General features: G+C 68.3%; 13 protein-coding genes. All 13 read left to right on the top strand.

Annotation, left to right across the window (positions count from 1 at the left end; all coding sequences use genetic code 11):
- Positions 1–7 precede the first annotated feature (7 nt).
- The 13 genes from gspE to H9654_RS16740 all read left to right on the top strand — a co-directional run bounded on the left by gspE (position 8) and on the right by H9654_RS16740 (position 12,508).
- Complete coding sequence (gene gspE, locus H9654_RS16800) at positions 8–1,732, top strand: type II secretion system ATPase GspE (RefSeq protein ID WP_191771871.1); 1,725 nt, start codon at positions 8–10, stop codon at positions 1,730–1,732.
- Positions 1,733–1,734: 2 nt separating this feature from the next.
- A complete protein-coding gene (gene xpsF / locus H9654_RS16795) occupies positions 1,735–2,955 on the top strand; it encodes a type II secretion system protein XpsF (protein WP_182656999.1) in 1,221 nt (406 codons plus the stop codon).
- 33 nt (positions 2,956–2,988) lie between these two features.
- A complete protein-coding gene (gene gspG / locus H9654_RS16790; RefSeq protein ID WP_223181789.1) occupies positions 2,989–3,423 on the top strand; it encodes a type II secretion system major pseudopilin GspG in 435 nt (144 codons plus the stop codon).
- Positions 3,424–3,442: 19 nt separating this feature from the next.
- The gene (xpsH, locus tag H9654_RS16785; protein WP_191771870.1) at positions 3,443–3,937 is read left to right on the top strand and encodes a type II secretion system protein XpsH; all 495 of its coding nucleotides are present in this window, start codon (positions 3,443–3,445) and stop codon (positions 3,935–3,937) included.
- A gap of 17 nt (positions 3,938–3,954) precedes the next feature.
- A complete protein-coding gene (gene xpsI, locus H9654_RS16780; RefSeq protein WP_191771884.1) occupies positions 3,955–4,386 on the top strand; it encodes a type II secretion system protein XpsI in 432 nt (143 codons plus the stop codon).
- Positions 4,383–5,015, top strand: coding sequence for a prepilin-type N-terminal cleavage/methylation domain-containing protein (locus H9654_RS16775; protein ID WP_191771869.1), 633 nt, complete (start codon positions 4,383–4,385; stop codon positions 5,013–5,015). Before xpsI ends, H9654_RS16775 begins: the two co-directional genes overlap by 4 nt.
- Positions 5,012–5,890: a type II secretion system minor pseudopilin gene (locus tag H9654_RS16770; protein ID WP_191771868.1), complete on the top strand. Its 879-nt coding sequence runs from the start codon at positions 5,012–5,014 to the stop codon at positions 5,888–5,890. The genes H9654_RS16775 and H9654_RS16770 overlap by 4 nt, the downstream gene beginning before the upstream one ends.
- Positions 5,887–7,041 (top strand): PilN domain-containing protein, encoded by a 1,155-nt coding sequence (locus H9654_RS16765; protein WP_191771867.1) that lies wholly within the window; start codon positions 5,887–5,889, stop codon positions 7,039–7,041. Before H9654_RS16770 ends, H9654_RS16765 begins: the two co-directional genes overlap by 4 nt.
- Entirely contained in the window at positions 7,016–7,747 is a 732-nt protein-coding gene (gene gspM, locus H9654_RS16760) for a type II secretion system protein GspM (protein WP_191771866.1), read from the top strand. The genes H9654_RS16765 and gspM overlap by 26 nt, the downstream gene beginning before the upstream one ends.
- Complete coding sequence (locus tag H9654_RS16755) at positions 7,737–8,522, top strand: general secretion pathway protein GspN (protein WP_191771865.1); 786 nt, start codon at positions 7,737–7,739, stop codon at positions 8,520–8,522. The genes gspM and H9654_RS16755 overlap by 11 nt, the downstream gene beginning before the upstream one ends.
- A gap of 9 nt (positions 8,523–8,531) precedes the next feature.
- Complete coding sequence (gspD, locus tag H9654_RS16750) at positions 8,532–10,718, top strand: type II secretion system secretin GspD (protein WP_191771864.1); 2,187 nt, start codon at positions 8,532–8,534, stop codon at positions 10,716–10,718.
- 99 nt (positions 10,719–10,817) lie between these two features.
- On the top strand, positions 10,818–11,675 hold the full coding sequence (locus tag H9654_RS16745) for a glycosyltransferase family 2 protein (RefSeq protein ID WP_191771883.1): 858 nt from the start codon (positions 10,818–10,820) through the stop codon (positions 11,673–11,675).
- Positions 11,672–12,508, top strand: a complete 837-nt coding sequence (locus tag H9654_RS16740; RefSeq protein WP_191771863.1) for a glycosyltransferase family 2 protein — start codon at positions 11,672–11,674, stop codon at positions 12,506–12,508. Before H9654_RS16745 ends, H9654_RS16740 begins: the two co-directional genes overlap by 4 nt.
- Positions 12,509–12,664 lie beyond the last annotated feature (156 nt).

The raw sequence follows: 12,664 nt of genomic DNA, 5'->3' as shown, positions 1-12,664 counted from the left end.
GCACTTTGTGAACGCAGTAGCCGACCAGGTCAACGTGGACACCATCGAAATGTCGCTGATCGACGCGCTGCTCCTGCGCGGACGGCTGAAGGATGCCGATCTGGTCCGCGCCCGCACCCTGCACGCCGAATCCGGTGGCAGCCTGCTGTCGCTGCTGGTCCGCCTGGGTCTGGTTTCCGAACGCGACCAGGCGCAGGTCAGTGCCGAGGTGCTCGGCGTGCCGTTGCTGGATGCGCGACAGATGCCGGAAACACCCCCGTCGTCGCTGGTCGATGCGTTGCCGGTGACGCTGCGCTTCCTCAAACAGTTCCACGTCTGTCCGGTTTCGCTGGATGAACAGGGCCTGCTGCTGTGGCAGGCCGACGTGCATGATCCGTATCCCTGCCAGGCCATCAGCCTGGCCATGGGCGTGGACGTGCACCCGCGGGTCGGGCAGCGTTCGGAGATCGACGACCAGATCGAGCGCTGGTTCGGCCAGGGCCGCAGCGCCATGGGCGCGATCGTTGAAACCGCAGATGGCGAAGGGGCGGCGGTGGATGACATCGAGCACCTGCGCGACCTCGCCTCCGAAGCACCGGTGATCCGGCTGGTGAACCTGGTCATCCAGCGTGCGGTGGAACTGCGCGCCTCGGACATCCACGTCGAACCCTTCGAAACGCGCCTGAAGGTGCGCTACCGCGTCGACGGCGTGCTGATCGACGGGGAAAGCCCGCCGTCCAACCTCACCGCTGCGGTGATCAGCCGCATCAAGATCATGGCGCGGCTGAACATCGCAGAACGTCGCCTGCCGCAGGATGGCCGCATCATGCTGCGCGTGCAGGGCAAGGAGCTGGACCTGCGCGTCAGCACCGTGCCTACCGCGCATGGCGAAAGCGTGGTAATGCGCCTGCTGGACCGCGAAACCGTGGTGTTCGACTTCCAGCGCCTCGGCTTCACCGACGAATTCCTGCCGGCATTCCGCAAGGTGCTCGATCAGCCGCACGGCATCCTGCTGGTCACCGGGCCGACCGGTTCGGGCAAGACCACCACGTTGTATACGGCGTTGAGCCAGCTCAATACCGCCGACGTCAAGATCATCACCGTCGAAGATCCGGTCGAGTACCAGATCGAAGGCATCAACCAGATCCAGGCCAAGCCGCAGATCGGGCTGGACTTCGCCAATGCGCTGCGCAGCATCGTGCGCCAGGATCCGGACATCATCATGATCGGCGAAATGCGCGACCTGGAAACCGCGCGCATCGCGATCCAGTCCGCGCTCACCGGCCACCTCGTGCTGTCCACGCTGCACACCAACAACGCGGCCGGTGGCATCACCCGCCTGCTGGACATGGGCGTGGAGGACTACCTGTTGACCTCCACCATCAACGGCATCCTGGCCCAGCGCCTGGTGCGCCGGCTGGAGCCGACCCATGCCGAACGGTACCCGGCCTCGCCGGAGGAAATCGAACGCTTCGACCTGCGTCGGCTGCAGCCGGAAGGCACCATCCATCTCTATCGTCCGCGGCCATCGGCGCTGGCGCCCACCGGGTACCTGGGGCGCACCACGATCGTCGAATTCCTGGTCATGAACGATGAACTGCGGCGCGCGGTGATGCGCCGCGACGGCATGGGTGAAATCGAACGCATCGCCCGCAGTGGCGGCATGCGCACCATGTACGAAGATGGCCTGCTGAAGGCGCTGGCCGGCCAGACCACGCTGGAAGAAGTCCTGCGCACCACCGAGGAAAGCTGAGCATGCCGGTGTTCCGATACAAGGCACTGGATGCGCAGGGTGAAGTTGTGGATGGCCAGATGGAAGCGGCCAGCCAGGCCGAACTGGTGGTCCGGCTGCAGGAGCAGGGCCACCTGCCGATGGAAACCCGCCTGGCCAGCGAAGGCGGCCTGGAGGCGGGGCGCCTGCGCGGCCTGTTCAAGCAGCGCCCGTTCCAGGGTGCCGCGCTGCTGCAGTTCACCCAGCAGTTGTCCACGCTGCTAGGTGCCGGCCAACCGCTGGACCGCGCCCTGACCATCCTGCTCAGCCTGCCCGAAGACGAACGCTCGCGGCGCGTGGTCAGCGAGATCCGCGACACCGTGCGTGGCGGCGCATCGTTGTCCAGTGCGCTGGAGCGTCAGCACGGACTGTTCTCGCGCCTGTACATCAACATGGTGCGCGCCGGCGAAGCCGGTGGCAGCCTGCACGACACGCTGCAGCGGCTGGCCGATTACCTGGAACGCAGCCGCGCGCTGCAGGGCAGGGTGGTCAATGCACTGATCTACCCGGCGATCCTGCTGGTGGTGGTCGGCGGGGCACTGCTGTTCCTGCTCGGCTACGTAGTGCCGCAGTTCGCGCAGATGTACGAAAGCCTGGATGTCACCCTGCCGTGGTTCACCCAGCTGGTGCTGCAGCTGGGCCTGCTGGTGCGTGATGGCTGGATCTTCTTCATCGTGGTGCCGGCGCTGCTGGCCTGGTTGGGGGAACGCAAGGCGCGGCAGCCCGCGTTCCGGCTGGCGCTGGATGGCTGGCTGCTGCAGCGCAAGGGTATCGGTGGCCTGCTCGGCAAACTGGAGACCGCGCGGCTGGCCCGCACCCTGGGCACCCTGCTGCGCAATGGCGTGCCATTGCTGGCGGCGCTGGGCATCGCGCGCAACGTGCTGGGCAACCGCGCGCTGGCCGCCGACATCGACCTGGCCGCCGATGAAGTCAAGAACGGCAACGGCCTTTCCGCCGCGCTGGCACGTGGCAAGCGCTTCCCCCGCCTGGCGTTGCAGATGATCCAGGTCGGCGAGGAATCCGGTGCACTGGATACCATGCTGCTGAAGACCGCCGACACCTTCGAGCAGGAAACCGCACGCAGCATCGACCGCATGTTGTCGGCGATGGTGCCGGCGATCACCCTGGTGCTGGCCTCGGTGGTGGGGCTGGTGATCATCGCCGTGCTGGTACCGATGTACGACCTGACCAATGCCATTGGCTGACCCTGTTTTCCCCGTGGAAAGGAACCCCTGACGATGCGACACCGTCCCCTGAAAGCTTTTACCTCCGCTCGCCGCCAGTCCGGCATGAGCCTGCTGGAGATCATCATCGTCATCGTGCTGATCGGCGCGGTGCTCACCCTGGTGGCCAGCCGCGTGCTGGGCGGTGCCGACCGCGGCAAGGCGAACCTGGCCAAGGCCCAGGTGCAGACCGTTGCCAGCAAGATCGACAACTACCGCCTGGACACCAATCGCCTGCCTGGCAAACTGGATGAACTGGTCACCGCGCCCAGTGGCGTGAACGGATGGATGGGCCCCTACGCGAAAGCATCGGACCTGGACGATCCATGGGGCCGGCCGCTGGATTACCGTGCCCCCGGCGAGAGCCAGGACTATGACCTGATCAGCCTGGGAAAGGATGGCAAGCCGGGTGGCACCAGTTTCGATGCGGACATCCGCTACGAACAGTGATGCAGCGAAGGGCCCGCACATGCCGGGGCTGAGCCGCCTTCACCTGCAGCCGATGCCCGCGTGCCACCCGCGCGTGGGCGGCATGTCGCTGCTGGAAATGCTGCTGGTCATCGCGCTGATCGCACTGGTCGGGCTGGTCACCGGCGGCATGTTCGCGCGTGGCATGTCCGGCGCCCAGCTGCGCAATGCCGGCAAGGAGCTGGCCAGCCAGCTGCGCCTGACCCGCGCCGAAGCCATCGCGCGTGGTTCCGTGCAGCGCTTCGTCATCGAGCCGCGTGCGCGCCGCTGGGAAGGAGCGGGCGGACGCAGCGGCAGCCTGCCCGAATCGTTGCAGGTGAGCTTCGAGGGGGCCGCGCAGCTTCAGCCGGGCGCAGGGCGCGGCGCGATCGAGTTCCACCCCGATGGCGGCTCCAGTGGTGGCCGGATCGTGCTGAAGCGAGGAGACGCCCGGTGGCGCATCGACGTGGGATGGCTGACCGGCGAAGTACGCTCCGCTCCGGATGCACCCCCGTGACACGCGCCCGGTACGCAATGCGGGTACGTCGCCGCGTGGGCGGTTTCACCCTGCTCGAAGTACTGGTGGCGTTCGCGCTGCTTGCCATCGCGTTGACTTTGCTGCTGGGTACCCTGTCCGGCGCCGCGCGACAGGTCGGGCAGGCCGATGTGCGCACCCGCGCGGTGCTGCACGCACAGTCCCTGCTGACCAGCGTGGGCATCGAGTCGCCGCTTCGCGAAGGCCAGCAGCAGGGTCGCTGGGAGCAGGGCCGTTACCAATGGCAATTGCAGGTACGTCCCTACGTGGAAGCCCGTGATACGCCCGTGCCGCCCACACAGGCGCAGGCATCGGCCGGCCCGCGCCTGGTGGAGCTTGAACTGCAGGTGCGCTGGACCCAGCCGCGCGCCGGTGAACTGCGCTGGCGCACGCTGCGCCTGTTGCCGCCGATGCTGGAGGCAAGCCCATGAATCATCGCGCGTCAGGCTTCACCCTGATCGAAGTATTGCTGGCCACCGCGCTGCTGGCCGCCGGGCTCGCGTTGGCCTTTGTCACCGTGCGTTCGGCAATGACCATCAGCCAGCGTGGCGAGGCAGTGGCGGCTGACAACGAGCGCATGCGTGCGGTGCAAGGTCTGTTGCGACGGCAGTTGAGCCAGGCGCTGCGCAGTCGCATCGAGCCAGCCGATCCTGCGCGGGAACCGCTCTATTTCATTGGTGAAGCGCAGCGCCTGCGCTTTGTTTCCGAGGTCCCGGGCTACCTCGGGCGCGGTGGATCCTACGTGCATGACCTGCAGGTGGTGCGCAGCGGGCAGGGCGTGCGGCTGCAGCTGGGGCTGGTGATGGTGCAGGACGGCGTGCAGATCCAGGAGCGTCCCCCGCGCGCGCCGGAGCCGCTGGCCGATGGCCTGCGCCAGGTGACGCTGCGCTACCGCGGCCGCGACGAAACCAGTGGCGGATTGAGCGACTGGGTGGACGCGTGGCCGGATACGCGCCGTCCGCCGTTGCTGGTTTCCGTGCAGGTGCAGCCGCTGCGCGGACCGGCGTGGCCGGAGCTGCGCGTGGCGCTGGAAAACGGCGGCCAGGAGCAGGCGCGATGACCGCCGTGCAAGCCCGTCCCCAGCGCGGTGCGGCACTGGTGCTGGTGCTGTGGCTGATTGCCTTGCTGACCGCGCTGGTCGGCGCCTTCGCCTTGTCAGCGCGTATCGAGCAACTGCAGCAGCGGGTGCAGGACGACACCGGTCGTGCGCAGGAAATCGGCCGTGCGGGGGTGGCGTATGCCATGTCCCGGCTGCGCGCCGATTCCGCGCGCCCCCCTTGGCAGCCCGATGGACGGCCGTATCGTTGGCAGTTCGACGGTGCGAAGGTGGATATCCGGATTGAAGACGAAGGCGGCAAGATCAACCTGAACCTGGCCGACGCCGCCTTGCTCGAGGGCTTCCTGCGCGCGCTGCAGGTCGACCCGCAGCAGGCAACGCAGCTGGCCGGTGCGATCATCGACTGGCGCGACGCCGATGACCTCAGCCCCGCAGGAGGCGGCGCCGAACTGGGCGACTATGTCGCCGCCGGCCTGCCGTACGGCCCGCGCAACGCCCGCTTCGAGACCCTTGGCGAGCTGCAGCGGGTGCTGGGAATCAGCCCGTCGCTGTACCGCCAGATGCGCCCGATGTTGACCCTGCACAGCCGCCAGTCACGCCCGGACGGACGCTTCGCGCGCGGCCCGGTGTTGACCGCGCTGGGCCTGGATGCCGCCCTGGTGCTGGCCCAGCGGGAGCAGGAATGGAGCGGCGCCGACGATCCGTCGCGTCCCGCCTCTATTGCCACCGGCAGTGGCACCTATAGTATCGACTGTCGGGTCACGGATGACCGGGGTCGCATCGCCAGCAGCCGGGCCGTGGTGCGCAATGCCCAGAGCGTGGCGATGGGGCGGGCTTACACAGTGCTTGAATGGGAACAGGGAATGGCATCGCAATGACAGCGTGGCAGCAAGGATTCAGGCAGGTAACGGCGCAGGTAGCGCCGCGAGCCAGCCATTTCCTGCACTGGTGGCGGACTTCACTGCTGGCCTGGTTGCCGGCCCGCTGGCAGTGGGCGCTGGGCTGGGCGCCAGCGCGGCTGCTGCTGCGGCAACAGGATGACCAGTTGCACCTGGAACGTGAGATCGGCACCCAGCGGCTGGCGGTGGCCACGCTGCCATGGCCGTGCCAGGCCGCCGCGCTGGCCACCGCACTGCCGCCGCGCCTGCAGCGCCTGCCGCGTTACTGGCTGTTGGATGGCGGCCAGGTGCTGCGCCGCACGCTGCGGGTTCCGGCTGCTGCAGCGGGTCGCCTGCTGGACGTGATGGGCTTCGAAATCGATCGGCAGACCCCATTCACCGCCGACCAGGTGAGCCACGACGTACGCCTGTTGGGTGATGCCGGCGCCGGCCAGCTGGATGTCGAGCTGGTGGTCCTGCCACGCGTGCGCCTTGAGCAGTGGCAGCAGGACGTGGGCAGCTGGGCCGATGCAGTCAGTGGCATCGACGTGATGGATCGCGCTGGTGAACCGTTGAAGGTGAACCTGCTGCCGCCTCCGTTGCGCCGACACATGCGCAATCCCCAGCTGCGGCTGGAGCTGCTGCTGGCGGTGGCCGCGCTGGTGATGTTGCTGCTGGCGGGCAGCCAATTGCTGCATAACCGCGAGCAGGCCGCCGATACGCTGCGAGCGGAGGTCGAGCGCAGTGCGCGCAACGCACGTGGCGTGGCCGATGAACGCGCGCGCCTGCAGGCGCTGGTGGATGGGGCACGCTTCCTTGACCAGGAGCGCGACAAGCGACCGACGATGCTGGCGGTATGGAATGAACTGAGTCGGAAGCTGCCCGATGGCAGCTTCCTTGAGAAGATCGGCGTGGAGAACCAGCAACTGCAGTTGATCGGGCTGAGCCGCGAGGCCAACCAGCTGGTGCCGCTGCTGCAGCAGTCAGCGCTGTGGCAGCGGGTGAACCTGACCGGCGTGCTGCAGGCCGATGGAACCGCAGGCGGACGTGACCGCTTCACCTTGACCGCCGAGCTGCGTGCTTCGGCCAACGCTGCCGCCGCCATGGCGAAGAAGGGAGCGGCCGATGCCGGTGCAAACGACGCCCCGTGACCGCTGGCTGGCACTGGCGCTGCTGCTCGCCGTGCTGGCGCTGGCCTACCTGCTTCTGGTCCACCCCTTCTTTACCGTGCCCTGGCGCGCGATCGACCAGGAGATCGTCGCACTGCAGGAACGCCAGCACCGCGTGCAGGTACAGATCGACCAGCGACCGGAGGTGAGCGCGCGCCTGCAGCAGGTGCAGCAGGCGCTGCGTGAGCGTCCTGGCTTCCTGCCCGAAGCCACCGCCGAGGCCGCGGCGGCGGCATTGTCCTCGCGCGTCCAGGACGCGGTGCTGTCGGCCAGCCCGGGCAACCGCGGCTGCGTGGTCAGCAATCGCACGCCGATGCCGGACAACCGTACCGAGGCCAGCTATGTCCGGGTCGCCTTGCAGGTCAGGTTGCGCTGTGGCGTGGATGAAACGGCCAGCGTGCTGCACGCGCTGGAAACCGGGGCGCCACGCCTGTTCGTGGAAAACCTCAACATGCTTGCACAGCGCTTCCAGCAGTCCACCGAGGAAGCCGGTACCGGCCTTGACGTGTCCTTCGAGCTGATCGGTTATCTGCAGCCGGGAATCGCTGATGCCGGCGCGGCCCCTGGCTCTGTGGGAGACGAAGAAGCGGCAGCGGCGGCAACGGAGATGGCGCCCGCGCCGGCCACCGACGAGGTCGATGCTGCCGGCAGCCCCCCTGCCGACGTGGAGCAGACCGATGCAGAGTGAGCGCTTCAGCCTGCGCGGCGCGATCCTGCTGGGGCTTGCCCTGCTGGCGGCGGCGGGCTGGTTGGCCACGGTGCTCGGTGCGGGTACCCGCATCCGTGGCGAAGACAACAGCGAGGTGGCGGCGCCCCGCCTGCCGACACTTCCCGATGCTGCGGCTGATCCGATGGCCGCACCGTCCAGTTACAGCGCCATCACCGAGCGTCCGGTATTCGCCGAAGACCGCCGGCCGCATCCGTTCCGCCTGGGGGGGCAGCAGCAGGCCACGCCCGGTGGTGCATTGCGTTTGACCGGCGTACTGCTCAGCGGCAGCTTCGGCATGGCCACGCTGTCCGGCGACAACAACCGTTCGCTGCGCCTGCGCCTCAATGGCGAGGCGCTCGAAGGCTGGCAGCTGCTGGCGCTTGAGCCGCGCCGCGCGACCGTACTTGGCCCCGACGGTGCGCAGGTGCTGGAACTGGCGGTGTTCGATGGCCAGGGCGGGCAACCACCCACCCAGCTACGCGATCCGCGAGCCCCCGCCGGCGCGGCACGGCCGGGCATCCCCGTGCCGCCCCCCGCCGCCGCTGCGGCGCGCGCAGGGCAGCCGAGCCCGGCGGTGGTTCCTGCAGCTGCTGCGCCCACGCCTGCCGCCAATGAAGCGCCTGCCCACCAAGGGCCCAGCGAAGAGCAGATGCGCGCCATCCGCGAACGCATCCGTGCCCGCCGCGAGCAACTTCAGCAGCAGCAACAGCAACGCCAGTCGACGCCGCCCCCCGGCGGCGCTGCCAACCCTTAGAGTGAAAGCATGAACCTGCGTTTCCCCAGCTGCTCTTTCGCCCTCGCCCTGCTGGTCGGTTGCACGACGGTGCCCACGCCGGACGTGCAGCGCAAGGCGCGTTTCGACACCAGCATCAGCACCCCGACCGAGACCCTCGAGACGGAAGAGCAGGGCGCGCCCAAGGCCGTGATCCGCCGCGGCACCGGCACGATGATCAACCGTAGTGCCGCAGCGGCGCGGTCACCTGCGCTGGCGCAGGCCAGCAACGGCGATGCCACGTTCAATTTCGAAGGCGAGTCGCTGCATGCGGTGGTCAAGGCCATCCTGGGCGATCTGCTGGGACAGAACTACGTCATCGCGCCTGGCGTGCAGGGCACGGTGACGCTGGCCACGCCCAAGCCGGTGTCCGGCGCGCAGGCGCTCAACCTGCTGGAGATGGTGCTGGGCTGGAACAACGCCCGCATGGTCTACAGCGGTGGCCGCTACAACATCGTCGCCGCCGACCAGGCGCTTGCCGGTACGGTGGCGCCGAGCACCGCGCCAGCGGCCAATGCACGTGGATTCGAAGTGCGCGTGATACCGCTGCAGTACATCTCCGCCACGGAGATGAAGAAAGTGCTGGAGCCCTACGCGCGGCCCAACGCGATCGTGAATGTTGACAGCGGACGCAACGTCATCACCCTGGGCGGCACGCGGCAGGAACTGGAAAACTACCTGCACACCGTGCAGATCTTCGACGTCGACTGGTTGTCCGGCATGTCGGTGGGCGTGTTCCCGATCAGTTCCGGAAAGGCCGAACAGGTCTCGGCCGATCTGGAAAAGATCTTCGGCAAGGACAGCGAGACCCCCAGCGCGGGGATGCTGCGCTTCCTGCCGCTGGAAAATGCCAATGCCGTGCTGGTGATCACCCCGCAGGTGCGCTACCTGGACCAGATCCAGCAGTGGCTGGATCGCATCGATACCGCCGGTGGTGCGCCGCGGCTGTTCTCCTACGAACTGCGTTACGTCAAGGCGCGCGATCTTGCCGAACGGCTGGCGGAGGCCTTCGGCAGCAGCGGCAGCGGTCGTGGAGGCGACAGCGGCGCCTCGCTGGCACCGGGTGGCACCAGCTCGCGGATCGACGGGGGCGACAGCCGCGCGCAGGACGCCGGACTGGACAGCAGTGCGCTGGGTACCTCCGGCAGCGGCGCCGGCCAGGGTGGTTCTTCGATGAACCTGCCGCAGCGCCAGTCAGGCAACGCCAGCGTCACCCTGGAGATCGCAGGTGACACGGTCGGCGTGTCCGCCGTGGAAGAAACCAACACCCTGCTGGTGCGCTCCACGCCGCAGGCCTGGCGATCCATCCGCGAGGTGGTGGAAAAGCTGGACGTGATGCCGATGCAGGTGCATATCGAAGCCCAGGTCGCCGAGGTCAGGCTGACCGGTGAGTTGAGCTATGGCGTGAACTGGTACTTCGAGAACGCCGTGCAGGGCGCCGGGTATACCGGCGCGGTGGGCGGGGCCACGCTGCCCAATGCGGCAGGCCGCGACATCTGGGGGACCTTCTCCGGTGCGGTCACCGGCGGCAGCGGACTGGGCTGGACCTTCCTCGGGCGCAATGCCGCCGCGGTGGTCAGCGCACTGGACAAGGTGTCCGACGTCCGGCTGCTGCAGACGCCCTCCATCTTCGTCCGCAACAACGCCGAAGCGACCCTCAACGTGGGTGAGCGGGTGCCGATCACCAGCACCTCGTTCAACAGCGGCGTGGGCGGTGGGACCTACGGCCAGGTGCAGTACATCGATACCGGCGTGATCCTGAAGGTGCGGCCACGGGTGACCCGTGATGGCACGGTGTTCCTGGATATCGTGCAGGAGGTGAGCAACGCCGAGGCGGTCGCCAGCAACTGCGACCAGGCCAGCGGCGGCTGCAATCCGCGCATCTCCACGCGCAAGCTGGCCACCGAAGCGGCGGTGCAGAGCGGCGATACGATCATGCTCGCCGGACTGACCACCGACTCCGGCATCGACAGCAGCAGCGGCATCCCCGGCCTCAGTCGTATTCCGGTGCTTGGCGCGCTGTTCGGCAGCAAGGGGCGCAACAGCGGGCGCTCGGAAGTCATCGTGCTGTTGACCCCGACCATCGTCCGCAACGGCCAGGAATCGCGCGACCTGACCGACGAATACAGCCGCCGCTTCCGGGCGATGGAGCCGATCAACACCCCGCGCGCGAAGTAAGTCACGACAAGGACGGTCGCACTGCGGCCGTCTTGCTTGCTACGCTGGCCGCACATGGCCGTGGCAACCGCCCGCCGTGCATCCACCAGCGGAGGCGGGATGGGGGCGATCGTGTTGTTGCCGTTGGGCGTGGACGACTCGGCGTTGGACCGCTGCCTGGCGGCCCTGGATGCAGGCACGCCGCCTGGTACCGCCGTATGGTTGGCCGATGACGCACAGGCCGGTCCGCGTGCGCAGGCCGTAGTAGAACACTGGCTGGCCCACACGCCGCTGCAGGCCGAGTACACGCGGCGTGCGCGGCCGTTGGGTGAAGTGGCCCATCTGGATGAGATGCTGCGCGCCTGCGCGGGGCTGGACGTGGCAGTGCTGGCGCCGGACAGCGTGCCGGGACCGGGCTGGCTGGACCAGCTGCAGGCCTGCTTCGCACGGGATGCCTCGATCGCCACGGCGACGCCGTGGTGCAACGCCGGCGAGACCGTTGCATGGCCACGGATGGGAGAGGTCAATGCCATGCCCGACGCGCTTGAAACCCTGTCCCAGGCATGTGCCGACATGCCGCCCAGGTATCCGGAACTGCCCTCGGCGGTGACCCATGCGGTGCTGGTGCGGGGCACGGCGCGGCAACGTGCGGGCGGACTGGACGCGGACAGTTACGGCGGCTGGAGCGCGGCGCTGATCGACCTGGGATTGCGCATGGCCGGACTGGGGTGGCGCAACGTGCTGTGCGAGACCGCCTTCGTCGCCCGCGCTGACGAGGGTGGCCACGCCCCGGGGGACCTGGAAGCGCTGGCCAGTCGCTGGCCGGCGTGGACGCCGCGGCTGGCCGATTTCCTGATGCACGATCCGCTGCATGCCGCACGCGAGGACCTGCAGCTTCGCTACCAGCGCGCGATAATGCCGAAGGCGCAGGGCGATCTGTTCGGCGTCGCCCCGCCGCCGCAGGAGCCGCCCGTTTGAACCCCGCCATCGTCGCCGTCGTCGTCACCTACCAGAGCAGCACGACCATCGAGGACTGCCTGCAGCGCCTGCGCGACGCGCGCGGCATCGCCGAGATCCGCGTGGTGGACAACGGATCGATCGACGACACGGTGGATATCCTGCAGCGGCATGCCAGCCATGACCCGCGCGTGCGCTTCATCGCCAACCCGGACAACCCCGGTTTCGCTGCCGCCAACAACCAGGGCGCCGGCGATTCCAGCAGCCCGTGGCTGGCCTTCATCAACCCTGACGTGATGGTGGAAGCGGAGACCCTGGCCCTGCTGTGCGAGCGCGCGCAGGCGCTGGGCGACTGCCTGCTGGGCGTGGAGCAGGTCGATGAGAACGGCCGTGCCGACGATGCGGTGCGCCGTCGCGACCCTGACTTCCTGGCCATGCTGCGCTCGCCCGGGAGCGGGTCGAAGCTGGCCATCGCACGTGATCCCAGCGTGGCGATGCAGCGCGTGCCGGCGATTTCCGGTGCGGTGATGCTGATGCCGCGCGTGCTGTTCGAACGCATTGGCGGTTGGGACGCCGGCTACCGGCTGCATGCTGAAGACCTCGACCTGTGCCGTCGCGTGCGTGAGGCCGGCGGCGTGGTGGCCATCGCCAACGATCTGCAGGTGCTGCACGTACGTGGCGTCTCCAGCCGCTCGCGGCCATTCTTCGTGGAATGGCACAAGCATCGTGGGCTGTGGCGATATTTCCAGCGCTTCGAAGCGCGGCAGCGCAGCCTGCCGGTGCGGGTGGCAGTGTGGGGGGCGATATGGGCGCACGCGGTATTGCAGGTGCCCAGGCTGCTGCGAGCGGCGTAGCCCCTCGTGGTTGGTTGCCTGGTTTGGGTTGGCTGGTTTGGCGCCGGGTGGGTGGGTCATGCAGGACACGCCGTGAATCCATCCATGGAGGCTCGCTGTTCGCATCCATGCGAACAGACGGTCCTGCATGACCCCCCCCCCCCGGGCCCCGGCACG

The sequence above is a fragment of the Stenotrophomonas lacuserhaii genome, assembly GCF_014836545.1.
GTDB lineage: Bacteria > Pseudomonadota > Gammaproteobacteria > Xanthomonadales > Xanthomonadaceae > Stenotrophomonas > Stenotrophomonas lacuserhaii.
The sequence above is the reverse complement of the archived record's forward strand: the minus strand, read 5'-3'. Positions and strand labels throughout refer to the sequence as shown.